Origin of the sequence: Amycolatopsis sp. NPDC059235 (genome assembly GCF_042754125.1) — a bacterium.
GTDB lineage: Bacteria > Actinomycetota > Actinomycetes > Mycobacteriales > Pseudonocardiaceae > Amycolatopsis > Amycolatopsis albidoflava.
Window position 1 is genome coordinate 1 of record NZ_JBHZAG010000022.1, and the last position, 22,162, is coordinate 22,162.

At 69.2% G+C, this 22,162-nt stretch carries 23 protein-coding genes; 12 read left to right on the plus strand and 11 right to left on the minus strand.

What is annotated here, in order from left to right; genetic code table 11:
• Positions 1 to 186: 186 nt before the first annotated feature.
• The 4 genes from ACFXI3_RS16645 to ACFXI3_RS16660 all read right to left on the minus strand — a co-directional run bounded on the left by ACFXI3_RS16645 (position 187) and on the right by ACFXI3_RS16660 (position 4,922).
• The gene (locus ACFXI3_RS16645; RefSeq protein WP_344271835.1) at positions 187 to 588 is read right to left on the minus strand and encodes an Lsr2 family protein; all 402 of its coding nucleotides are present in this window, start codon (positions 586 to 588) and stop codon (positions 187 to 189) included.
• A gap of 300 nt (positions 589 to 888) precedes the next feature.
• Entirely contained in the window at positions 889 to 2,514 is a 1,626-nt protein-coding gene (locus ACFXI3_RS16650) for a phospholipase C (protein ID WP_378400208.1), read from the minus strand.
• Between the two features lie 45 nt (positions 2,515 to 2,559).
• Positions 2,560 to 3,756 (minus strand): Dyp-type peroxidase, encoded by a 1,197-nt coding sequence (locus tag ACFXI3_RS16655; protein WP_378400209.1) that lies wholly within the window; start codon positions 3,754 to 3,756, stop codon positions 2,560 to 2,562.
• Positions 3,753 to 4,922: an EfeM/EfeO family lipoprotein gene (locus ACFXI3_RS16660; RefSeq protein WP_378400210.1), complete on the minus strand. Its 1,170-nt coding sequence runs from the start codon at positions 4,920 to 4,922 to the stop codon at positions 3,753 to 3,755. The genes ACFXI3_RS16655 and ACFXI3_RS16660 overlap by 4 nt, the downstream gene beginning before the upstream one ends.
• A 317-nt stretch (positions 4,923 to 5,239) precedes the next feature.
• Here ACFXI3_RS16660 and ACFXI3_RS16665 point away from each other — a divergent pair, with 317 nt between their 5' ends.
• The 5 genes from ACFXI3_RS16665 to ACFXI3_RS16685 all read left to right on the plus strand — a co-directional run bounded on the left by ACFXI3_RS16665 (position 5,240) and on the right by ACFXI3_RS16685 (position 8,837).
• Positions 5,240 to 6,037, plus strand: coding sequence for an SDR family oxidoreductase (locus tag ACFXI3_RS16665; RefSeq protein ID WP_378400211.1), 798 nt, complete (start codon positions 5,240 to 5,242; stop codon positions 6,035 to 6,037).
• A gap of 65 nt (positions 6,038 to 6,102) precedes the next feature.
• Positions 6,103 to 6,987, plus strand: a complete 885-nt coding sequence (locus ACFXI3_RS16670) for a helix-turn-helix transcriptional regulator (protein WP_378400212.1) — start codon at positions 6,103 to 6,105, stop codon at positions 6,985 to 6,987.
• Between the two features lie 65 nt (positions 6,988 to 7,052).
• Entirely contained in the window at positions 7,053 to 7,760 is a 708-nt protein-coding gene (locus ACFXI3_RS16675; protein ID WP_378400213.1) for an RraA family protein, read from the plus strand.
• Complete coding sequence (locus tag ACFXI3_RS16680) at positions 7,750 to 8,448, plus strand: SDR family oxidoreductase (RefSeq protein WP_378400214.1); 699 nt, start codon at positions 7,750 to 7,752, stop codon at positions 8,446 to 8,448. The genes ACFXI3_RS16675 and ACFXI3_RS16680 overlap by 11 nt, the downstream gene beginning before the upstream one ends.
• Complete coding sequence (locus tag ACFXI3_RS16685) at positions 8,445 to 8,837, plus strand: NUDIX hydrolase (RefSeq protein ID WP_378400215.1); 393 nt, start codon at positions 8,445 to 8,447, stop codon at positions 8,835 to 8,837. The genes ACFXI3_RS16680 and ACFXI3_RS16685 overlap by 4 nt, the downstream gene beginning before the upstream one ends.
• Here ACFXI3_RS16685 and ACFXI3_RS16690 read toward each other — a convergent pair.
• The 5 genes from ACFXI3_RS16690 to pucL all read right to left on the minus strand — a co-directional run bounded on the left by ACFXI3_RS16690 (position 8,815) and on the right by pucL (position 13,320).
• Positions 8,815 to 9,915, minus strand: coding sequence for a glycerate kinase (locus ACFXI3_RS16690; RefSeq protein ID WP_344271812.1), 1,101 nt, complete (start codon positions 9,913 to 9,915; stop codon positions 8,815 to 8,817). The genes ACFXI3_RS16685 and ACFXI3_RS16690 overlap by 23 nt on opposite strands.
• On the minus strand, positions 9,912 to 10,289 hold the full coding sequence (locus ACFXI3_RS16695) for a gamma-glutamylcyclotransferase (RefSeq protein ID WP_009082380.1): 378 nt from the start codon (positions 10,287 to 10,289) through the stop codon (positions 9,912 to 9,914). The genes ACFXI3_RS16690 and ACFXI3_RS16695 overlap by 4 nt, the downstream gene beginning before the upstream one ends.
• A 15-nt stretch (positions 10,290 to 10,304) precedes the next feature.
• The gene (locus tag ACFXI3_RS16700; RefSeq protein ID WP_344271806.1) at positions 10,305 to 11,747 is read right to left on the minus strand and encodes an NCS2 family permease; all 1,443 of its coding nucleotides are present in this window, start codon (positions 11,745 to 11,747) and stop codon (positions 10,305 to 10,307) included.
• Positions 11,748 to 11,923: 176 nt separating this feature from the next.
• The gene (locus ACFXI3_RS16705) at positions 11,924 to 12,412 is read right to left on the minus strand and encodes a nucleoside deaminase (protein WP_378400216.1); all 489 of its coding nucleotides are present in this window, start codon (positions 12,410 to 12,412) and stop codon (positions 11,924 to 11,926) included.
• 35 nt (positions 12,413 to 12,447) lie between these two features.
• Positions 12,448 to 13,320, minus strand: coding sequence for a factor-independent urate hydroxylase (gene pucL / locus ACFXI3_RS16710; RefSeq protein WP_378400217.1), 873 nt, complete (start codon positions 13,318 to 13,320; stop codon positions 12,448 to 12,450).
• Positions 13,321 to 13,480: 160 nt separating this feature from the next.
• On the opposite strand from pucL, the gene ACFXI3_RS16715 reads away from it, so the two are divergent.
• The 5 genes from ACFXI3_RS16715 to ACFXI3_RS16735 all read left to right on the plus strand — a co-directional run bounded on the left by ACFXI3_RS16715 (position 13,481) and on the right by ACFXI3_RS16735 (position 18,371).
• Entirely contained in the window at positions 13,481 to 15,001 is a 1,521-nt protein-coding gene (locus ACFXI3_RS16715; protein ID WP_344271798.1) for a helix-turn-helix domain-containing protein, read from the plus strand.
• 180 nt (positions 15,002 to 15,181) lie between these two features.
• A complete protein-coding gene (locus ACFXI3_RS16720) occupies positions 15,182 to 15,481 on the plus strand; it encodes a YciI family protein (RefSeq protein ID WP_116198492.1) in 300 nt (99 codons plus the stop codon).
• Positions 15,482 to 15,619: 138 nt separating this feature from the next.
• Entirely contained in the window at positions 15,620 to 16,489 is an 870-nt protein-coding gene (folP, locus tag ACFXI3_RS16725; RefSeq protein ID WP_344271791.1) for a dihydropteroate synthase, read from the plus strand.
• A complete protein-coding gene (locus ACFXI3_RS16730; RefSeq protein WP_344271788.1) occupies positions 16,489 to 17,301 on the plus strand; it encodes a pyrimidine reductase family protein in 813 nt (270 codons plus the stop codon). Before folP ends, ACFXI3_RS16730 begins: the two co-directional genes overlap by 1 nt.
• 14 nt (positions 17,302 to 17,315) lie before the next feature.
• Positions 17,316 to 18,371: an amidohydrolase family protein gene (locus ACFXI3_RS16735; RefSeq protein WP_378400218.1), complete on the plus strand. Its 1,056-nt coding sequence runs from the start codon at positions 17,316 to 17,318 to the stop codon at positions 18,369 to 18,371.
• Here ACFXI3_RS16735 and ACFXI3_RS16740 read toward each other — a convergent pair.
• On the minus strand, positions 18,368 to 18,871 hold the full coding sequence (locus ACFXI3_RS16740) for a GNAT family N-acetyltransferase (RefSeq protein ID WP_378400219.1): 504 nt from the start codon (positions 18,869 to 18,871) through the stop codon (positions 18,368 to 18,370). The two genes, ACFXI3_RS16735 and ACFXI3_RS16740, sit on opposite strands and share 4 nt — an antisense overlap.
• Positions 18,852 to 19,607 (minus strand): hypothetical protein, encoded by a 756-nt coding sequence (locus tag ACFXI3_RS16745; protein WP_344271779.1) that lies wholly within the window; start codon positions 19,605 to 19,607, stop codon positions 18,852 to 18,854. Before ACFXI3_RS16745 ends, ACFXI3_RS16740 begins: the two co-directional genes overlap by 20 nt.
• A 93-nt stretch (positions 19,608 to 19,700) precedes the next feature.
• Between ACFXI3_RS16745 and ACFXI3_RS16750 the strand changes: the two genes are divergently transcribed.
• Positions 19,701 to 20,519, plus strand: a complete 819-nt coding sequence (locus tag ACFXI3_RS16750) for a response regulator transcription factor (protein ID WP_378400220.1) — start codon at positions 19,701 to 19,703, stop codon at positions 20,517 to 20,519.
• Between the two features lie 110 nt (positions 20,520 to 20,629).
• Positions 20,630 to 22,156, plus strand: coding sequence for an AMP-binding protein (locus ACFXI3_RS16755; protein ID WP_378400221.1), 1,527 nt, complete (start codon positions 20,630 to 20,632; stop codon positions 22,154 to 22,156).
• Positions 22,157 to 22,162 lie beyond the last annotated feature (6 nt).

Below are 22,162 nucleotides of genomic sequence, written 5' to 3' on the forward strand. Positions count from 1 at the left end.
CCGTGAAGGGCTCCTTGAGGGAATCTGATTCCCTCAAGGAGCCCTTCACGGACGTCTCATCGTCCCGGTGCGGGGAATGCGCTATTCCCCCCGGACAGCCAGAAGGGCGCCGCCGGGAATCCCGGCGGCGCCCTCACCGCTGATCACACGCCGCGGCCCCCGCGGCACAGCTGCCGAAAAGAACGCTCAGGCGCTGGCCTTCTTGCGCGTCGCGCGCTTGCGCACCGGCTTGGCCGGAGCCTCGGTGTCGCGCTCCTCGTAAGCCTTCACGATCTCCGCCGGGAGCCGACCGCGGTCGGACACGGTGAAACCGTTGTTCTCGGCCCACTCGCGCATCGCCTTGTTGCGCTCGCGGTCCGCGGCGGTCGAGGCCGGCCGCGGGGCCTGCCCGGCGGCCATGCGGACCTTGCGGCCGCCGACCCGGCGCGAGGCGGCGACGTAACGGGCCAGCTCTTCCCGCAATGCGGCGGCGTTGTCTTCGGACAGATCGATCTCGTAGCTCACGCCGTCGAGACTGAACGGGACGGTCTGTTCGGCGATGCTGCCGTCGATGTCGTCCACCATCTCGACAAGGACTTTTTGCGCCATGATTCGCGTTCCTTCACCTTCTACAGGATGTGCCTGCGATTACCCTATCGTGTCGAGTGAGGGTCCGCGCAGCGCGAGTCCATTCCGGTTGCGCCGCCCGCGCTTTCCCCGGCGGTTCCCGAACACCTTCGGCGCCCAATCCGCGACTGCGCGCACAGTTCTCCGGCACTGGAAAATTTCCAGTCTCGCGGTATTCGCACGCGGTTTCCCGCTGAGCGGACTGGGAGACCGGCCCCGGAAACGGCCGAAGGCCGCTGGGTCGAAACCCGGCGGCCTTCGGTGTCGTGCGAGAAACGCGAGCTAGTTGCGCCCGGTCGGCGCACCCGTCTTCGGGTCGAGCGGGAGCTTGCCCGCCTGCGGCCACCAGAAGTTGAACATGTTCCACAGTCCGCCCGCGCGAGTGTCGAACGAGCCGTCGCCGACCCGGCCGGAGAACCAGTTGTCCTCGATGAACTTCAGCACCGAGGTCTGGTCGGTCCGGGTGTGGTCGACGAAGTTCGTCTTGCTGTAGGGCGAGATGACCAGCAGCGGCAGCCGCGGGCCGTAGCCGCAGCGGTCGGCGTGCCCGCCGAGACCGGCCGGCTTGCCGGTGCAGACGGCCTGGTCCTGCGAAGCGTCCTGAGAACCGTTGACGATCTTCGAGTTCTCGTGGTCGTACCAGCCGTCGGAGTCGTCATAGGCGAGGACGACCGCGGTCGAACGCCACTCCGGCGACTGCTGGATCTTGTTGATCTCGTCGACGACGAAATGCTGTTCGTCGAGCGGGTCGGAATAGCCCGCGTGCCCGTCCTGGTACTCCGGGGCCTTCAGGAAGCTCACCGCGGGCATCGAACCGGCCTTGAGCGAAGCGTCGAAGTCGCTCGTGTCGTACTGGTGGTTGGCCTGGTCGGTCTGCCCGATCGCCTGCGCCGAGGACGGCGGCAGGTGGTGCGGGTTCGAAGTGGACTTGTAGTACTGGAACGGCTGGTGGTGCGGGCTGTAGTCCACGGAGGACTGATTGCCGATGTTCGCGTGCTTCTGCCCGCAGACCGCGTAGCCGTTCTCGGTGCCGGTCGGCTTGAAGCCGCCTTGGAACCAGCCCCACGTGACGTGCCGGTCGTTCAGCAGGTCGCCGACGTTGCGGCCCTGCATCGCGCCGAGGTTGTCCTTGGCGGTGTGGTTCTTGTCCGAACAGTCGTCCCACGCCGGGTCCGGGTCGTTGATCACGGTGCCGACGCCGTTCTCATCGGGCGACGCGACGACGTACGGGTCGCTCTTCGGCTCGTGCGTGACCGGGTCGACCGCCTGGATCCCGTGCGTCTGCCCGGAGATCAGGTTGATCGCGCCCGGGGTGGACGGGCCGAAGACGGTGTTGAACGAGTTGTCGCCCATCGAGTAGTGCTGGGCGTAGTTCCACATGCCGGTGACGGTGTTGCCGTCGTAGTAGTCCATGACCAGACCCGGCTCGCCGAACAGCACCGGCTGGCCCTTGCACTTGTCGGTCTCGGTCTTCTCGACGAACTTGTCCATCTTGCCGCCGTTGAACGCGGCCTGCTCGGCGCCGTAGCTGTGGTTCTGGTCGCAGGTCAGCGCCTTGTCCGGCCCGAGCCGCTTCGGGTTGTAGGCGTTCGGGTTGTGCGTCAGCAGCTTGTCGTCGAGGCCGTTGACCTTCGGCGTGTGCTTCGCCGCCTGGAACGGTGTGCCGTCCTCGTTGGTGGCGTTCGGGTAGGTGCCGAAGTAGTGGTCGAACGAGATGTTCTCGCCGAAGATCACCACGACGTGCTTGATCGGGGTGAGCGTGGGCAGCCACGACGCAGGCAACTGGTGCAGCGGCTGGGCCTGCGCGGACGACGCCGCGGAGCCGGTGACGATCGCGAGCACGGCCGCCGAGACGAGCGCGCCCGCACCGAGCAGGCGACGGCGCCGTCTGCCGAATGCTGTGTCCACTGAGGATTCCTCCTGGTTTTCGCGGGGTGGGGATCGGGGCGCGCCTCAGGCGAGGAGCGCCCGGCCGAAGTGGTCGCCGGGACCGGTGACGCCGGGCAGCGCGAAGAAATAGCCGCCGCCGAACGGGGAGATGTAGTCGACGAGCGGCTCGCCGATCAGCCGCTTCTGCACCGCCTCGAACTGCCGCTCGAGGTCCTGCTGGTAGCAGGTGAAGACGAGGCCCATGTCGAGGTTGCCGTTGGCGTCCACGCCGCGGTCGTAGTTGACCGCCCGGCGCAGGATCCGCTGGCCGTCGGTTTCCGGGGTGCGCGGATTCGCCTTGCGGATGTGGCTGGTGAGCGGGATGACGGTGCCGATCGGGTCGTCGGCGTAGCGCGGTTCGTCCTTTTCGGACGCCCCGTCGAGCGGAGCACCAGTGTCGCGGCGGCGGCCGAACATGTTCTCCTGCTCGGCGATCGAGACCCGGTCCCAGAATTCGACCAGCATCCGGATCAGCCGGATCACCTGATAGCTGCCGCCGGTCGTCCACGCGGGTTCGCCCGCACCCGACACCCACACCAGCCGGTCCATTTCGGACTCGCCCGGATTCGCGGTGCCGTCCTTGAATCCCATCAGATTGCGCGGAGTGCCGGACGGGCGCGAGGGCGAGCTGAAACCGTTGATCTTCCAGCGCAACTGCATTCCGCCACGGGTCGCGCGGGCGATGTCACGCAGTGCGTGCAACACGGTGTCGGTGTCTCCCGCGGACAGCGTGAGCGACAGATCCCCGTGGCATTGCGGGGCGTCGAGCGCGTCATTGGGGAACATGGTCATCGGCTTGAGCTTCTTGGGCTTGCGGTCGGCCAGCCCGTAGCGTCCGTCGAAAAGGGACGATCCGACGCCGACGATCACGCCGAGATCGCTGTGCGGCACGACCGGGCCGAGCACGCCGGAGTCGGCGGGCGGGGCAGTGATCCCGAGCGCGGCCGGGGCGCCGCCGTTCGTGAGGAACCGAGCGCGGTCGGTGATTTCCTGGAACAGCTGCGCCAATTCCGCGCGATTTTCGGCGACCACGTCGAAGGACGCGACGATGCTTTGCGCCGGGGGCTGGCGGAGAATCGCGGCCTGCTTGGGGCCGTGGAAGGCAACCGTGCCCGGCTCCTCGCTCGCACTAGCCGTCACGCCGAAACCGGCGGCCGCCGTGACGCCCGCGCCCACGACCGTACGACGCAGGAAGGACCGGCGAGAGGATTCCGTCGTCACGAGGTCCTCCTCGGCTCCGCGATGGCCGCGATCGGAGCGAGAAGCTCGGTCAACTCGCTGACGTCAGCGTTGAGCTTTTGCCGTTGCGGCGCGGACAATTGACTCACCGGCGTCCACGAGTTGTCCGGCTTCTTGGCGCTGTCCAGCGTCGCTTTGGTCCGCTGCATCCAGCTGTCCACCTTGGACAGTGCCGGATAGCGCGGGGCGAGCACCGGGCGCAGGACGTCGAGGACCGACTGAGTCCCGTCGAGATTCGCCCGCGCGGTGGCGAGATTGGTGCCGCTGCCGTAATCGGTGCGGGCGGTCAGTTCGAATTGCAGGGTGTTCTCCACGATCTCGTGCGCGCGCAGGCCAAGGTCGTTCGGATCGACCTGACTGTCCGCAAAGGACTTGCGGAGTTTCTGCACGTCGCTGTCCAGCTGATCGGCCACCGGCCCGAGGGCGGCGAGATCCTCGTTGTGCCACAAGCCGGATTCGAGCCGGTGAAACCCGGTGAAGTCCGGGCTCTTGATCCCGTCCGGCAGTCCGGCGGCGGTGCCGTTGATGGCCTTGTCGGAGTCGCCGAAGGCGTTGTAGGCCGCGCCGAGCCGCTCGTAGTCGAGATGCGCGACAAGCCAGGCACTCTGGCTCGCACCGCGGTCGTTGCTCCGGATGGCGTCCTTCAGCTTGCCGACATCGGCGGCCAGCTGGCCGAGCCCTTGTGTCACATGGGCTTGATAGGACTTCAACGGCCCGAGCAGATCATTCTGCGTCACCGGCGCGACGCCCGGACCGCGTTCAGCGCCACCGCTCACCGTGACCGTCGGCCCGACCATCGCCGACGAATCCTCAGGGAGGCAACGGAATGCGTAGCTTCCGTTGCCGAGCGTAACCTGCATGGGCCGGGTCGTCCCGCTGCCCAGCCCCTCGACCTCGCCGTAGACCACGCCGGTCGCCGGGTCGATCAAATCCACCTCGGCGGTCACGGTTCCGGTGTTGTGCAGGTGAAAGGTCTGGACCCCGGCGTGCGGATCCGCCCAGCCCTGCCCGCAGGCCGACCGGGAGATCTGGATCTCCGGATCCTGCGCCGAAGCCCCGTCCGGCCAGACCGCGAACGCGATCCCCGCCGCCACGACCGCAATCGCGACCCCACCGCCGATCCAGCGGGCGCGCACAGACCCCGGCACTCTTTCCTCCTGCCACACGTTCGGACTACCGGGACGGAATTATGCGTGCGGAAAGTGAAGAAACCCTGGTCGAGAACGTCGCCCACCCGGGAATTCACCAGGACTTCAACCAGAGAACGGAAGAAGCCGGACATAGCCGCCAAAGCGTGTGGTAATGCACTGCCCGATTCGCCGGGTATGCCACTTTCGCTCAATGGCCGGACAAGGTCGGGCAAGGGAGGTCTCCCAGTGCCGGTATCGCCAGGGTCTCCCAGCCGTCCGGGAATCCCGCCAACCTGGATAAGCACCTGCTTCCACGGCAAAAGGAACGAAGAACCATGGCGGGTTTCACCACTCACTCAGGCCTTTTCGATCTGAGCGGAAAGCACGCACTTGTCACCGGCGGCACCCGGGGCATCGGAATGATGATCGCGCGCGGCCTTCTGCAGGCGGGCGCCCGCGTCATTGTCAGTTCCCGCAAGGCGGACGCGTGCGCGGAAGTACAGCGTCTGCTGTCTGAATTCGGCGACGTTCAAGCATTCCCCGCCGACCTGTCCAGGCACGACGAATGTCAGCGCCTCGCCGATCTGGTCACGGCCGATTCGGAACGCCTGGACATCCTTGTCAACAACGCGGGAGCGATGTGGCGAGAGCCGCTGGAGACATTCCCGGCCGAGGCCTGGGACACAGTGCTCGACCTCAACCTCAAGTCGCCGTTCTGGCTGGTGCAGGCACTGCTTCCGGCACTGCGCAGGGCAGGCGCCGCCGACGATCCCGCCCGGATCATCAACATCGGCAGCATCGCCGCCATACACGTGGCTGAGGCGCCCAACTACTCGTACGCCAGCAGCAAAGCGGCACTCCATCAGCTCACCAGGGTGCTGGCCAGGGAACTCGGCCCCCAGCACATCACGGTGAACGCGGTGGCTCCAGGAGTGTTCCCGTCGCAGATGATGGCGGCCACGATCGATGCCATCGGCGACACGATCGCGGCGAAGGCCCCGCTGCGCCGGCTCGGCCGCGACGACGACATGGCTGGTGTTGCTGTGTTTCTCGCCAGCCGGGCTGGGTCTTATCTGACGGGAGCCATCGTTCCGGTCGACGGCGGGACCGCCACGACCGCCTCGGGAACCTAAGCCTCCGGGGATCGGGGTACCGGCAGGGCCTCCCTCGGCCTGTGGGCAGGGCTTACGGTGAGGAGGTGGCCACAATCGATCTGCGCACCGAGATCAAGGAGTTCCTGAGTTCGCGTCGTGCGCGGATCACGCCCGAGCAGGCCGGGCTGCCCGCCTACGGCGGCAACCGCCGGGTCAAAGGCCTGCGTCGCGAAGAGGTCGCGCTGCTGGCCGGGGTGTCGGTGGACTACTACGTGCGGATGGAGCGCGGCAGCCTCGTCGGCGCCTCCGACGGGGTGCTGGACGCGCTGGCCTCCGCCTTGCACCTGGACGAGGCCGAGCGCGATCACCTGTTCCACCTCGCGAGGCAGTCCAAGGCCCCTGGCCGCCGCCGTCGACCCGCCGCGACGCTTCGTCCCGCGCTGCTGCAGGTGCTCGCCGCCATCACCGACGCCCCGGCGTGGATCTGCAACGGCCGTTACGACGTGCTGGCCACGAACCCCCTTGCCCGCGCGCTGTATTCCCCGGTGCTGGCCGACCCGCGACGACCGGCGAACACCGCGCGGTTCGTGTACCTGGATCCCGACGCGGCGAGGGCGTTCTTCGTCGACTACGACCGGGTCGCCCGCGACGTGGCCGCGAAGCTGCGCATGGAAGCCGGCCGCAACCCGCACGACGAGGAGCTGATCGCCCTGGTCGGCGAGTTGTCGACCCGCAGCGAACTGTTCCGGCGGCAGTGGGCGTCCCAGGACGTCCGGCTCCACCGGTCCGGACGCAAACGCCTGCACCATCCCGTCGTGGGCCAACTGGACCTGGACGTCGAGTCGATGGACCTGCCTTCCGAACCCGGCCTGATCCTGAACGTCTACACCGCCCCCGCCGGCACGGCGACCGCGGACGGACTGGCCCTCCTGGCGTCGTGGGCGGCCAGCCAGGAGGAAGTGGCGGCCGAGACTCAAGGACTCGGCTGATAAACCGGCGCCCCTCGGCACGGATTCCCGCTAGCGTGAAGCAGTTCGCACGAAGGGCGGGAAGCATGAACCACACCGAACTAACCGAGCGTTTCGCAAGCCTGACCACCGCCCATCTGGCCGACGGCTGCCTGCGCGCCCGCCTGTCCATGCGGTGCGCGCCGGCCGGAACCAAGGCAGTCATCCCAGGCCAGAAGCTCGCCGGAAGAGTCCTCCCGGCCAAACACGCGGGCAGCGTGGACGTCTTCCTGGAAGCGATCACCACCGCGAACCCAGGCGACATCCTCGTGGTGGACAACCGAGGCCGCCACGACGAAAGCTGCGTCGGCGACCTCATCACCGCAGAAGTCGCCGCTGCCGGGCTCACCGGCATCGTCATCTGGGGCTTGCACCGAGACACCGCCGAACTGCGCGAAATCGGCCTCCCGGTCTTCAGCCTCGGCTCCCTCTCCACCGGCCCGCTGCACCTCAATGACCGCGCCGCCGACGCCCTGGAATCCGCCACCGTCGGCGAATGGACGGTCACCACCGACGACCTGGTCTTCGGCGACGACGACGGCGTCCTCTTCATCCCCGCGGCCCAAGCCGACGATGTGTTCCGGCTCGCCGAATCCATCCGCGACACGGAACACCGCCAGGCAGCTAAGATCCGCGACGGCGTAACCCTGCGCGAACAGGTCCGGTTCAGCGAGTTCCTGGCCCACCGGGAAAGCGACCCGACTTACACGTTCCGGCAGCACCTTCGTGCGAAAGACAGCGCCATTGAGGAATGAGAAAACCGCTCTGGTCACGGGTGTAGGCAGACAAGCCGGAATCGGCGCGGCGATCGCGACCCGGCTGCAGGAAGACGGCTGGGACGTCGTCACCACCTACTGGTCTGGCTTCGACCGGCGGATGCCTTGGGGCGCCGACGAAAACGTGCAGGGCATCGAAGCCGACCTAGCCGACCCGGCAACTCCGGCGAGGCTGTTCGACCAGATCGACGACGTCCAGGCGCTCGTGCTCGCCTACTGCGAGTCCGTGGATTCCAGCCTGCTGGACACCACAGTGGACAGCTTCGACCGGCACTTCGCGGTGAACGCCCGCGCAAGCTGGCTGTTGATCCGGGAGTTCGCCCAACGCTACCGAGGACCACACGGCGCGGGCCGGATCGTCACCTTGACCAGCGACCACGTAGTACACAACTTGCCTTACGGCGCAAGCAAAGGCGCGCTGGACCGAATCACCCTGGCCGCAGCCGGAGAACTCGGTCACCTGGGAATTACCGCGAACGCAGTCAACCCCGGCCCGACCGATACCGGCTGGATCACCGAACCCCTGCGCGAAGCAATCACCCAGCACACCCCACTGGGCCGAATCGGCACCCCGCGCGACTGCGCCGGACTAGTCGCCTTCCTGTGCGGCCCCGAAGGCGGCTGGGTCAACGGCCAAATCCTAGTCGCCAACGGAGGCGCCGCATGAACGACAAACACCTCGCCTACGTCCTGGTCCCCCGAGGCGAAACCATCCTCCTGATCCGCCGCGCCGCCGAGACTTTCCTAGGCGGACATTGGGAATTCCCCGGCGGAACCGTCGAACCCGGCGAAGCCCCGGAGACCACCGCGGTACGGGAGGTCGCCGAGGAAACCGGGCTGCGGGTACGGCTCGCCAGGGAACGGGCCCGCCAATCCTGGCCGGACCGCACCGGCAAACCGTTCACCGTGCACGCCTCCTACTACGACGCGCACCCGGAATTCCTCGGCGACCTTCAGCTCAACCCGGCCGAACACGACGACCGCCGCTGGCTGACCCCCGCGGACGCGGCCGGACTCCCCCTGTCCGACCACGTCAGGCAGGTACTGCTCGGCTGAAATCCCGAGCCAGCTGCGCAGCCCGATCCCGCAACAACGACCGAGCCTCCGCCACACACCGGTACTCGTCCGGCTCGACATCCGTCAGCGCATACACCCCGGCGAACCCCGCCGACCGCCACTCCGGCGCGGACAGCAAACACCGACCCGCCAACGCCACCACCGGAGTGCCGCCCGCCGCTCGAAGAACACCCACCGGCGCTTTCCCGTGCAGCGACTGGGTGTCCAGCGAACCCTCGCCAGTGATCACCAGCCGGGCGTCGCGCGCGGCGGCCGGGAAACCCAGCAGCTCCAGCAACAACTCGATGCCCGGCCGAATACGGGCGCCGAGTCCGGTGAGGACACCGAACCCGACGCCGCCTGCCGCGCCGGCGCCCGGGGTGGTGGCGTGCGCGGAGCCCAACACTTCGGCCCACCGGGCCAGCCCGCGTTCCAGCGAGGCGATCTCGGCGGGGCCAGCGCCCTTCTGCGGCCCGTACACCGCGGCAGCGCCATCCACACCCAGCAGCGGATTGTCCACATCGGACGCCAGGACAATGTCCACTTCGGGCAGTCCAGAAAGATCTACTGTGGACAACTCGGCCAACGCCGCACCGCCCGGCGGAAGCGGCGCACCGGAAGCGTCGAGCACTCGTGCGCCCAACGCGGTCAGCAAGCCGGCCCCGCCGTCGGTACAGGCACTGCCGCCGACGCCGAGCACGATCTGGGTGGCACCGGCGGCACGGGCGGCCGCGATCAGCTCGCCCGTGCCGTAACTCGACGCAGTCAGCGGTTCCAGCCGGCCGCCGGGCAGCCGGTGGAGGCCGGACGCCTCCGCCAGCTCGACCACGGCGACCGTCTCGCGCAGCGCGTAGTACGCGGTGATCCGGCGGCCGGTCGGGCCGGACACCCGCACCGGAATCCGCTGGAACCCGGCCGCGACGGCGGCGGCGACTGTTCCGTCACCGCCGTCGGCCACCGGCAGCTGCCGCACCGGTTCGCCGGGCGCCACCTCGGCGAACGCCGCGGCCACCACCTCCGCGACCTCCGCCGCGGTGAGCGAGCCCTTGAACTTGTCCGGAGCCACCAGAACCGTCACGCGGCGGCCTTGAACGCGCGCCAGTCGCCGATTTCCGTGATGTCCCGCAGCTGCACGTGCGAGGTCTGCGGCCGCCGCAGCAGCATCGCGAACGCCGAACTGCCGTCGGCCAGTTCGATCACGCCCAGCTCCAGCTCCGGCGGTTCGGACGGGAGCACCCGGTCGCGCAGCTGGTCCAGCGTGAGGTCGTAGACCTCGCCGGAGATCGCCGCGCCGCCGTGCGCTACCGGGACCAGCGCCGGGCATTGCCCGCCTACCGAATAGAACCGGTACTTCGCGGCCGTCGTTGTCTCGGCCACCAGTGGAGCGCCGTCGAGCAGGTGGTGCAGGGGTTCGCCGCGCATCGCGCCGCCGTTGAGGAACATCAGAGGCATGTCGGTCCCTTTCTTTTAGAGGATCGCCTTCACCACGTCGATTCCGAAATAGACGGTGAACACGAGCGCGAGCACGGTGAGGATCCACCCTGCTTCACGCCACTTCCCGCGGAAGGTCTTGATCAGCACGAACGCGATGAGGCCCGCGCCGACGCCGTTGGTGATGGAGTAAGTGAACGGAATGAGCGCGACCGTCAGGAACACCGGAATCGTGTAATCCGGGTCGTTCCACGGGATATTGCGGCATTGCGCCACCATCATCCCGCCGATCACCACGAGCGCGGGCGCGGCGGCCTGCGCCGGCACGATGCCCGCGATCGGCGTGAACAGCAGCGTCGCCCCGAACAGCAGTCCGGTCACGACACTCGCCAGCCCGGTCCGCGCGCCCTCCCCGACGCCGGCCGCGGATTCCAGGAACACGGTGTTCGGCGACGAGCCGGACATCCCGCCCGCGATCGCGCCTGCCCCATCCACGAACAGGATCCGGCCCATCCGCGGCACCCGGCCGTTCTTCGACAGCCCGGCCTCGGCCGACACACTGGTGATGGTGCCCATCGCGTCGAAGAAGCCGGACAGCACCAGGGTGAACAGGAAGATCGTCGCGGTCAGCGCACCCGCTTTGGCGAATCCGCCGAACAGATCGACGTGTCCGAGCAGCCCGAAATCAGGAGCCGCCACCACGGAATGCGGCAGCGTCGGCGTCGTCAACCCCCAGTCGCCGACGCCGAATCCGTCGTGCAGCACCACCGCGAGCACGGTGGCGGCGGCGATGCTGATCAGCACCGCGCCGGGCACCTTCCGGGACATCAGCACGGTCATCAGCAGCAGGCCGAAGCAGAAGACCGCGAGCGGCAGGCCGGACAGATGCCCGTCGGTCCCGAGGCGCACCGGGACAGTCGTGTGCGCGGAGTCCGGAATACGAGTGACGAACCCGGCGCTCACCAATCCGACAAGCGCGATGTAGAGGCCGATTCCGACGGTGATCGCGGTTTTCAGCGGTCCGGGAATCGCGTTCATAATGCGTTCCCGGACGCCGCTGACCGCCATCAGCACAATGCAGACGCCCTCCAGGACAACAAGTCCGAAGGCCTGTGCCCACGTCATCGACGGGGCCATCTGGAACGCGACGATGCCGTTGATGCCGAGCCCGGCGGCGAGCGCGAGCGGCGCGTTGCCGACGAGTCCCATGAGGACAGTCATCACGGCGGCGGCGAGCGCGGTCGCCGTGGTCACTTGCGCGGCGCTGAGTTTCGCGCCGGTGATGTCGGCGGAAGCGCCGAGGATGAGCGGGTTGAGCAAAACGATGTAGGCCATGGCGACGAAAGTGGTGATGCCGCCGCGTACTTCCCGGCCTACCGAGGTATTGCGAGCGCGGATTTCGAACAGTCGCTCCACAATGGACTTGCGCTGTGGTCCGGGAGCCGAGGTCACCGCTTCGTCGAGGCGTACCTGGGTCATGCGTCCTCCCCTTGCCGGTGGGTGTGCCGCACCGCACCCCTGGCACACGCAAGGGGCGGGGCGGCGGGACGTTTGCGTTTTTCTGGTGCTCCGGTCAGCACCGGGATGGTGGCCCGGTGGGGTGGGGCGGTGGACGCTGAAGCCGATTCTGACCGGCATTCAGCACTCGCCGAGACTCAGTACTCGATCCGGTCGGATCGGCCGAGCCAGGCGGAAAACGGGGCGAAAGCCTCCGGTGTGGACACTCGCGAAACGGGGGTCTGCCACGTTTCGCGCGGGTGCTCGAACAGCTCGTAGAACGCCCGGTCGTCGAATCCGGCGCGAGCGGCGTCGTCCCGGTCGGCCGCGTACAGCACGCGGTCCACGCGAGCCCACAGCGACGACGCGAGGCACATCGGGCACGGCTCGCACGAGGAGACGAGCACGCAGCCGGCCAGGCTGAACGTGCCGAGCGCCTGGCAGGCCGCGCGGATCGCGACCACCTCGGCGTGCGCGGTCGGGTCGAGCGACGGGGTGACGCGGTTGACGCCGGTCGCGACGATCTCGCCGTCCTTCACCACCAGCGCGCCGAACGGACCGCCGCCGTCGGCGACGTTCTTCTCGGCGATCCGCACGCATTCGGCGAGCCAGGCGCGTTCGACGTCGGCATCGATGGACACGGTCATAACGGTAGCGCTCCCAACAGATCGGAGGTCGGTTTTCAGGACCAGGCCGGGCCGGCCGGCGGGGCGTCGTCGCGCAGGACGGTGCCCTCGATCAGGCCGTAGGGCCGGTCGGCGGCGTAGAACACCTCGCCGGGGTTGTCGAGGCCGAACGGCTCGAGGTCGACGAGGAAGTGGTGCTTGTTCGGCAGCGCGAAGCGGATCTCCGCGATTTCCGGGACGGCCTCCAGCACCGCCTGCCCCATCGCGTACAGCGTCTGCTGCAGAGACTGGCTGTGCGTGCCGCCGAACGCGTCGAGCAGCGTGGCGAGCGCGGTCTCGTGCGCCTTCGCCCAGTCGGCCTCCTCGACGGAGTACCGCCAGGTCGCGGACACCGCGGTGGCGAGGATCCGGTCCTTCACCTCGACGAGCGTGGTGTATTCGTCGCGCGGGAAGCCCCAGAATTCGGAGCCGGTGGAGTTGAGCACGGTCAGGTCTTCCACCCCGCCGAGCACCCAGGCCCGCTCGCCGTCGTAGGTGACGCGAGCGGTGCGGGTGCCCGCGCCGGAACGCGCGAACGAGTGATGCGCCGGCCGTCCGCCGACCTGCAGCCGCTCCCACGGATGAGCCACGATCCCGACGCGCGCGGCGTGGATGCTCCCCTGCGTGGACACGAAGTGCCGGGCCAGCCGCAGCGCGAAGTCCTCGATCTCGCCGATGCCGTCGCGGGCGAAGGCGAAGACGGTGTTCTTCTGCGTGTCGGTGGCCAGCACCTTGTCGTTGGCCCCGGTCAGGTGGGTGTCGCTCATGTCGCCCGACAGCGACACGCTCACGGTGAGGTCGGTGATCCGGTGCTCGTCACCGTCCCGGTCGACGCGGACCAGCCGGTTTTCGGCCTTCCCGTAGCGGTTGTCGCCAAGAACGATCGCCATTGTCATCCCTTCTTCTTCGCTCGCCGAGTGAGTACACCTGCCGCGGCGTGGCCCGGGCCACGGCAGATCCGCCGAAAGCGGCGAGCGCGAACGGCCGGTTTTTCGTAGTTTCCGCCAAACCCCTCTGGTGTGCGGTACTGATGGGCGGAAGGAGGCGCGCATGCGGCTGGGTGCACTGCTCGACACCCCGGAGCTGGGGTTGCGGCTGCTGGCGGGCGAGAAGGCGCGCGACCGCGAGTTCGGCCGCGTCTTCCAGGCGACCCTGCAGGATCCGACGCGGTACCTCGACGGCGGCGAGATCGTGCTGTGCGGAATGCGCTGGCTGCCGGGACCGTCGGACGCGGACGCGTTCGTCGGCAAACTCGCCGCCGCGGGCGTCACCGCGCTCGGGGCCGGGACCGCCGAGGTCGGCGGGCCGGTGCCGGACTACCTCGTGACCGCCTGCGAGCGCGTCGGCCTGCCGTTGTTCGAGGTGCCGGTGTCGGTTTCGTTCGCGACCGTGGCCGAGAAGGTGATCCTGGGACTGGCGGCGGAACGCTCGGCGCCCGCCCGCGATTCGCACCGGCGGCTGGTGGCCGCGGTGACCTCCGGACGCGGGCTGTCCGCGCTGGTCAAGGCCGGTGCGGAGGAATTGGAAACCGGCTGTGTCGTGCTGAGCGCGACCGGGCACCAGCTGGCCGGCGGCCCCGAACTGCCCGCCGCGCGCCGCACCGCGCTGGCCCGCCGATTCCTGCGCGCCGAACGGCTGCCGTGCCAGGACGGCCCGGTCACGCTGCTCGGCGCGGCCGGCCGCTCCGGGCACCGGATCGCGAGCTGGTTCCTGGTGGTGGACGGCGATCCGGCGCAGTGGCCGTCCGCGCGCCGCGAGCTGGCGCTGGAACTGGCCGCGCTGGTCGGGCTCGAACGGTCCCGGGTGGACGAGGCCCGGCGGATCGAGAACCGGGCGGCCGAACCGCTGCTGCGACTGGTGCTCTCCGACGACGCCGCGCCGGGCGAGCTGACCTCCCGGCTGTCCGCCGCCGGGTTCGCGCCGCAGGAACCGGTCGCCACGCTGTCCGCCGAGGTCCGCGGCGGCGGGCCGGGACTCGCGCAGGTGCTGGTGGAGGAGCTGCTTTCGACCACCGGGCAGCCGGTGCTGGTGGCGACTGTCGACGGTGAGACATTCGGCCTCTTCTCCTCGCGCGACACCGAAACGTTGCGGGAAGCCGTGCACACCATCGAGCCCGCGCTCGGGTCCGCGCGGCTGACGCTCGGCCTCAGCCGGGCCGCCGACGCCGCCGGCCTGCGCGCCGGCGTGCAGGAAGCCCGGCACGCGCGCACACTGGCCGCGTTGACGCCGGGCCGCGCGACGGTGCTGTCCGGCGACGAAGTGGCGTCTCATTTGCTGCTGCTCGCGGCCGTGCCGGAAGACTTGCGCCGGACATTCGGCGAAAAAGTACTGGGGCCGGTACTCGCGTACGACGCCGCACACGGTTCCGAATTGATAACGACGCTCAAGGCGTTCCTGGAACATTCGGGATCTTGGACACAGACGTCGGCCACGCTCCACTTGCACGTGAACACCCTGCGATACCGCATCACCCGGATCGGCGAACTCACCGGACGCGATCCGAGCCGGTTCGCCGACCGCGTGGATCTTTATCTGGCAGGCTGCTTCACGCAGAACTGGGGGTGGTCTTGACCATCCGTCCGAAATGTCCTGCGGAAACGCCGGCCAGCGTGATTTCCCGTACCCCGTAACGGAATTCCCAGCAGTACGCTTATCCGTAAAGAATTATTGGGAATACTTGACCATTCGATGAAGCACGACGGCACTCGGGAGGAGGATGCACCATCCGACCGAGCGTCCTACGCTGAGGTCATGTACATCGCATTGCTGTCCTACACAGCGCCTCGAAACGAAGTCGACTACGCACTGGCCGAACACGCGGACTGGCTGCGAAGCCACTTCGCGCACGGATTGTTCCTCGTTTCCGGAAAAGGAAACGAGGACGCGGACCAGGTCATCATCTCCCGCCCGTGCCTGCGCGGCAAGCTCGACGCCGTGCTCGCCACCGACCCGCTCGTGCTGCAACGCCTCGCGCATTACCGCGTGATCGAATTCTCCGCCACCCGCACCGCTGATGAGTTCCTGACCGTCAACGAGGCGCTCGCCTCCTGATCGCACCGCGCACGCAGATCGACGAACGCCCGGACGCAGGTGGCCTCCGGACCGCTCCGCCCGCCACCTGCCGGACGTACTCCCGCCGCGAACTCGCCTATGATCACGCGAGATTGACGTTCCGGCCCGGGAGACCGCATGCATACGCCCGACCTCGTGTTCCGAGGCCGTCGCCTCACCAGTGACCGAGCCCTGGTGATGGCCATCATCAACCGCACTCCCGACTCGTTCTACGACAACGGTGCGACCTTCGAAGAAGCCCCCGCGCAAGCGGCCATCCGCCGCGCGCACGCCGAGGGCGCCGATCTGATCGACATCGGCGGCGTACCGGCGGGCAAGGGCCCGGAGGTCACGGCGGCGGAGGAGATCCGCCGCGTCGTGCCGACCGTCGAATGGGCCCGCGAGAACTTCCCCGAACTGGTCATCAGCGTGGACACCTACCGCGCCGAGGTCGCCGACGCCGTCTGCCGCGCGGGCGCGGACCTCGTCAACGACAACTGGGCCGCGATCGAACCCGAGATCCTCGACGTCGCCGCCGAGCACGGCGCGGGCTACATCTGCTCGCACACCAACGGTCTCGTGCCGCGCACCGAAGCGCTCCGGCCGGTGTACGACGACGTGGTGGCCGCGGTGGTCGAAGGCACCACCGAGCTGGCCGAGCGCGCGCTGGCCGCGGGCGTGCCGCGCGAGGGCATCATGATCGACCCCTGCATCGACTTCGGGAAGAACTCCTACCAGTCGCTCGAGCTGCTGCGGCACGTCGACGCGCTGGTCGCGACCGGCTGGCCGGTGCTGATGGCGCTGTCGAACAAGGACGTGATCGGCGAAACGCTGGACCTCCCGGTCGGCGAACGGGTGATCGGCACGCTCGCCGCCACCGCGGTGTCCGCGCTGCACGGAGCGGCGATGTTCCGCGCGCACCAGGTCCGCGAGACGCGGCAGGTCGCGGAGATGGTGGCCAGCATCATCGGCACCCGGCCGCCGGCAAACGTTGTACGGTCGGTCTGATGCGCGAAGTCTTTCCCGGAAACCAAGACCGCACCGAGGCCGACGTCGAGCAGCTCTACGTCTATCCGGACGTGCCGAAGTGGCTCGCGGTGAACTTCGTGTCGAGCGCCGACGGCGGGATCACCATCGACGGCCGCTCCGGCGGGCTGTCGACGCCCGCGGACCGGATCGTCTACCGGCTGGGCAACGACCTCGCCGACGTCCTGCTGGTCGGCGCGGGCACCGCGCTGGCCGAGGGTTTCGAGGGCCTGCGGCCGGACGAGAAGACCGCGCAGCGGCGGCGCCGGCACGGGCTGGCCCCGATCGCGCCGATCGCCGTGGTCAGCACCGGCCGTTCGCTGCCGCCGGACGCACCGGTGATCACCAAGGCGCTGGTGCCGACGATCGTCATCACCAGCGCGGCGACGGACCCGGACCTGCGCGCGGCGTGGGCGTCCGCTGGGGCGGATGTCCTGGTCGCTGGGACAGGCGACCCAACTCTGCACGAGGCCACCGGCGACCCGGCCCTGCACGCCGATCCGGACGACCAGCGTCCGCGCCCCCGGCACGGCGACGTCGACCTCGCGGCAGCGGTGGACGAACTGGCCCGGCGAGGCTTGCGCCGGATCGATTGCGAGGGCGGACCGCACCTGTTCGCGTCGCTGCTGGCCGCGGGCGTGGTGGACGAACTGCGCCTGACCGTCGCGCCGATGCTGATCGCCGGAGACGCGCCGCGGGTCGCGATGGGCGCGGCGATCGACCCTCGACAGCTCGAATTAATGTCCGCCCTGGTAGACGACAACTCAGTACTCTTGCGGTATCGCGTCCACTGACCCGGGGAGGGATCGTGGCCAAGACCGCTCTGCGCAACGCGCGCGTCTTCGACGGGCGAGGGCTCAGCGAACCGCGCACCGTCGTGATCGACGGGCCGGTGCTCGGCACAGATCCCGCCGGGGCACGGGAAATCGACGCCGCCGGGGCGACCCTGCTGCCCGGGTTCATCGATTCGCACGTCCACCTGGAAAGGCCGGCGCAGTTGGCCGACCTCGCCGAATGGGGCGTGACGACCGGGCTCGACATGGCGTGCTGGCCCGTCTCTCGGGTAACCGAACTGCGGTCGGCCGGTCCGGCGGATTTCCGCAGCGCCGGGCTTCCCGCGATCGGCCCGGACGGCCTCCACTCCACGATCCCGGAGATGCCCGCGTCCGCGATCGTGACGACCGCGGAAGCCGCCGTCCAGTTCGTCGAAGCGCGGGCCGCGGAGGGCGTCGACTACGTCAAAGGCGTCGCCGAAGCTCCCGGTGACGGCGGGCTGCCCGCCGAGGCCTTGCAGGCGTTGGTCGACACGGCACGGGAGCGAGGCCTGGACGCCGTCCTGCACGCGGCGACCTCGGGCGCGTACCACCTGGCCGTGGCGACCGGTGCGCGATTCGTGACGCACGTGCCGGTGGTCGGCCGGATCGCCGACGAGGACGTCGCCGCGATGAAAGCCGCCGGGCAGACGGCGATCCCGACGCTGACCATGATGGAAGGGGCGCTCGACTTCTTCACCGGCGCCGCCGGCGATTTCGTGGCCAACGTGGCGGCTTTGCACGCCGCCGGGGTCGAAATCCTCGCCGGGACCGACGCCAACGGAGGGTCCGGAGCCCCGGTCGCGGTCGCGCACGGGTCGAGCCTGCACCACGAGTTCGAACTGCTGGCCGAGGCCGGGTTGACCTCGGTGGAGATTTTGCGCGCCGCGACGATCGCCCCGGCGCGGGCGTTCGGGCTGGCCGATCGAGGCGAAATCCGGCCTGGGCGGCGAGCCGACCTGGTGCTGGTCGACGGCGATCCGGTGGCGGATCTGTCGGCGACGCGGGCGATTCGCGCGGTGTGGTGTGCGGGAAGGGAAATCTCCCGCTAGCGGAGGTCTAGGAAGTAACGGTCGAACACTTCACCGTCCTCGGTTACCTGGCCGCTCAGCTCAAACCCCGCCCGCCGCGCCACCGCACTCGAGTTCGCGTTTTCCGGCTCCACCATGATCACCGCCCGCCTCGCGCCCTCGCCGGCCGCGTACCGGACCGCGAGCAGCACCGCCCGCGTCGCGAATCCGCGCCCCCGCCACGCCGGATACAAGCCATACGCCACGTTCGCCTCCCCCGGCGCGAGATGCTCGCCGGAGAACCGCAGGTCGACCGTCCCCGCCAAGACTCCGTTCACCCGGATGCCGAACGCCCGCAGCGACCCGCCGGAAGCCCATTCCTCCTGGCAGTGCCGGAAATACTCCCGGGTCCCGGCCAGCGTCCCCGGCCCGCCGTTGAGCCAGCGGATCAGCTCCGGGTCCTCGCCTGCGAAGTGCGCCTCGGCGTCGTCCGGACGCAGCGGCGACAAGGCGAGTTCGCCGTCAAGACCGCTGAACCGCATCGTCGGCTTCCTCGAATGTCTTCTGCGCCTTGGTCAGCTCGTCGGCCGCCCGGGCAGCGCGTTGCTCCGCCTCGGCGAGCCGCTCCCGCAATTCGGCCACCCGCTCGTCGGCCTGTTCGGCGGTCCGCTCCGCGCGCTGCAAATTCCGTTCGGCTTCCGCTCGCGCGCGCACCGCCTGACGCCGTTCCAGTGCGCGGACCCGGGCTTCCTCCTCGGCCTTACGGTCCTTTTCGGACTGTCGGGTCTTCTTGGCCGGCGCGGGATTCGTCGGCAGGGACAGCCAGCGGTCGGCGTCCTGGCGGGCCTTCGACGTCAGCCGTCCGGCCAGCGCCAGCCGGGCGACGTCGGCGTCCGCGACGATCGCCTCCAGCGTTTCCTCCACCTCGCGCTCGACGGAATCGCTCAAGTCGGTCGCGTCCCGCACGATCCGCTGCACCAGCTCCGCCCGATGGTGCGCCAGTTCGCGCAGCCGCGAGCCGTCGAGCTGCTCGTGCGCGTCGCGCAGCTTCTCGCCCAGCGCCGCCAGCTCGGACAGCGGGGCGGAACCGTCGCGCGCCAGGCGGTTGACGTACGCCGCGGCCGCGGTCGGCTTGCGCAGCGCGCGGATCCGGCGCGCCAGCTCGACGTCGCCCGCTTCCTTCGCCGCGCGGGCGGCCGCGGTGCGCTCCGCGACGAAGTCGGCCGGCTCACCTGCGTAGAGCCGGTCGGCGACGGTATCGAAATCCGTGGTTGCCACGTGTGCCACCGAACCACACGAGTAGTCCGAACGCGACGCAACGCGTAACGTGGACGTCCACCCCACAAGGTCGAGTGAAGCGGGACGGTGCCCATGACGCCTCCGGGCCGGCTCGCGCTGACGGCCAGCCCCCTGGTCGCCGGCGCGCTCAAAGCACTGCAAATCGCGACCGAGCTGCCGGTCGCGATGGGCGGACCGGTGTCGGCGGCCTCCCGTTCGCACGTGATCGACCAGCTCCGCGGCACCGCCACCCGGTCGATGCAGCACGTGCAGGTCGACACCGGGGCCGGGCTCGGCGGCAAAGCGGTGGCGCTGGCCCGGCCGTCGACGGTCGTCGACTATCTCAACGCACAGGGCATCACGCACAAATACGACCACGCGGTGGCGCCTGAGCGGCTGCGCGCGATGGTGGCCCTGCCGGTGCGCGTCGGCGAGACCACGCGCGCGGTGCTGTATGCGGCGTCGCGGGATTCGATCACGTTCGGCGATCGGCTGTTGCACGCGGCGACCGCGGTGGCGACTCGGCTGGGACGTGACATCGAGGTCGAAGAAGAGGTACAGAGACGGCTGGCCGCGCCGTCGGTCGTCCCCGCGGCCGAACGCGGCGACCTGCACGCGGAGCTGACCGCCATCGCCGGGTCGATCCACGACGAAAGCGCCCGGCAGCGGCTGCTCGCGGTGTGCGAACGGCTTCGTCCGGAGCTGGACCTGCCCGGCGTCGCGCTGACCCCGCGCGAGGTCGACGTGCTGCGGCTGGTCAGCGAGGGCTGCACGAACGACGAGATCTCCGACCGGCTCGGCCTGCTGCCCAACACGGTCAAGTCGTATCTCAAGCACGCGATGCGGAAGCTGGCGGTGTCGAACCGGGTGCAGGCGGTGAACCGGGCTCGCGCCGCCGGGCTGCTGCGCTAGGACGTGGTCCACATCGGATACACCCTCCATGTGGGGTGGCTGTATCCGAGGCGGTGAGCGAAAATCACCCGCGCGGGCAGTGCGGCCCGCAGACGCGAAGGGATCGGCACGTGTTCTATGACCTGAGTGTCCGCGACTTCCTCGACCGCGCCGAAACGGTGTACCCGGACCGGATCGCGGTGGTGGACGAACCCGCCCAGCCCGCGGAGTCCTGGGGCTCGGTGCCCTACCGCGAACTCGCCCGCCGCGCCCGCGCGCAGGCGGCGAACCTCGACGCGCTCGGCGTTCCCGTCGGCGGCCGGGTCGCCATCGTCTCGCACAACTCCGCGCGGCTGCTGACGTCGTTCTTCGGCGTCTCCGGCTGGGGCCGCGTCCTGGTGCCGGTGAATTTCCGCCTCGCGCCCGCCGAAGTGCGGTACATCGTCGAGCATTCCGGGGCCGAGGTCCTGATGATCGACCCCGAGCTGAAACCGTTGCTGGACAGCGTAACCGCGAAACACGTGTTCGTCCTCGGCGAGGACGACGACAAGATCTGGGGCGGCGACGGCGAACCGCGCCCGTGGAACGCCGACGAATCCGCGACCGCCACGATCAACTACACCTCCGGCACCACCGCGCGGCCGAAGGGCGTCCAGCTCACGCACCGCAATTTGTGGCTCAACGCAACGACTTTCGGCCTGCACACCACGCTCAGCGACAACGACGTCCTGCTGCACACCCTGCCGATGTTCCACGCGAACGGCTGGGGCATGCCGTACGCGGTCACCGGCCTCGGCGGACGGCACATCGTGCTCCGCAAGGTGGACGGCGCCGAAATCCTGCGCCGCGTACAGGAACACGGCGTGACGATCATGTGCGCCGCCCCCGCCGTCGTCACCGCGGCCCTGGACGGCGCCGCTTCCTGGGACGGCGAAATCCCCGGCCGCGACCGAGTCCGGATCGTGGTCGCCGGCGCGCCGCCGCCGACCCGGACCATCGAACGCGTGCGCGCGGAACTCGGCTGGGAGTTCATCCAGATCTACGGCCTGACAGAGACTTCGCCGCTGGTCACGGTCAACCGTTTCCGCAGCGAATGGGCCGACCTGGACCCGCACGAGCAGGCGAAGCTCCTTGGCCGCGCCGGCGCCCCCGCCCTCGGCGTCCGCGTCACGATCGACACCGACGGCGAGGTCCTCACCCAAAGCAACCACAACCTCGACGGCTACTGGGAAAACCCGGACGAGACCGCCCGCGTCCAGGAAGGCAACTGGTTCCACACCGGCGACGGCGGCACCTTCACCGACGGCTACCTGACCATCGCCGACCGCAAGAAGGACGTCATCATCACCGGCGGCGAGAACGTGTCGTCGATCGAGGTGGAAGACGCGCTGAGCTCGCACCCGGCCGTCCGGGAGGCCGCGGTGATCGGCATCCCGGACGAGAAGTGGGGCGAACTGGTCACCGCGCTGGTGGTGACGGACGGGAGCGAGGTGACGGCGGACGAGTTGATCACGCACTGCCGCCAGCACCTGGCCGGGTACAAATGCCCGAAGCGGGTGGAGTTCCTCGCGGAGCTGCCGCGGACGGCGACCGGGAAGATCCAGAAGTTCAAGCTGCGCCAGCCGTTTTGGGAGGGACAGGGGCGGCAGGTGAACTGAGGTCGG

Excerpts from the sequence above, each read along its gene's own strand:
- ACFXI3_RS16645 (WP_344271835.1), bottom strand. The coding sequence starts at position 588 with ATGGCGCAAAAAGTCCTTGTCGAGATGGTGGACGACATCGACGGCAGC.
- ACFXI3_RS16665 (WP_378400211.1), top strand. The coding sequence starts at position 5,240 with ATGGCGGGTTTCACCACTCACTCAGGCCTTTTCGATCTGAGCGGAAAG.
- ACFXI3_RS16675 (WP_378400213.1), top strand. The coding sequence starts at position 7,053 with ATGAACCACACCGAACTAACCGAGCGTTTCGCAAGCCTGACCACCGCC.
- ACFXI3_RS16685 (WP_378400215.1), top strand. The coding sequence starts at position 8,445 with ATGAACGACAAACACCTCGCCTACGTCCTGGTCCCCCGAGGCGAAACC.
- ACFXI3_RS16695 (WP_009082380.1), bottom strand. The coding sequence starts at position 10,289 with ATGCCTCTGATGTTCCTCAACGGCGGCGCGATGCGCGGCGAACCCCTG.
- ACFXI3_RS16700 (WP_344271806.1), bottom strand. The coding sequence starts at position 11,747 with ATGACCCAGGTACGCCTCGACGAAGCGGTGACCTCGGCTCCCGGACCA.
- ACFXI3_RS16705 (WP_378400216.1), bottom strand. The coding sequence starts at position 12,412 with ATGACCGTGTCCATCGATGCCGACGTCGAACGCGCCTGGCTCGCCGAA.
- pucL (WP_378400217.1), bottom strand. The coding sequence starts at position 13,320 with ATGGCGATCGTTCTTGGCGACAACCGCTACGGGAAGGCCGAAAACCGG.
- ACFXI3_RS16715 (WP_344271798.1), top strand. The coding sequence starts at position 13,481 with ATGCGGCTGGGTGCACTGCTCGACACCCCGGAGCTGGGGTTGCGGCTG.
- ACFXI3_RS16720 (WP_116198492.1), top strand. The coding sequence starts at position 15,182 with ATGTACATCGCATTGCTGTCCTACACAGCGCCTCGAAACGAAGTCGAC.
- folP (WP_344271791.1), top strand. The coding sequence starts at position 15,620 with ATGCATACGCCCGACCTCGTGTTCCGAGGCCGTCGCCTCACCAGTGAC.
- ACFXI3_RS16730 (WP_344271788.1), top strand. The coding sequence starts at position 16,489 with ATGCGCGAAGTCTTTCCCGGAAACCAAGACCGCACCGAGGCCGACGTC.
- ACFXI3_RS16740 (WP_378400219.1), bottom strand. The coding sequence starts at position 18,871 with ATGCGGTTCAGCGGTCTTGACGGCGAACTCGCCTTGTCGCCGCTGCGT.
- ACFXI3_RS16750 (WP_378400220.1), top strand. The coding sequence starts at position 19,701 with ATGACGCCTCCGGGCCGGCTCGCGCTGACGGCCAGCCCCCTGGTCGCC.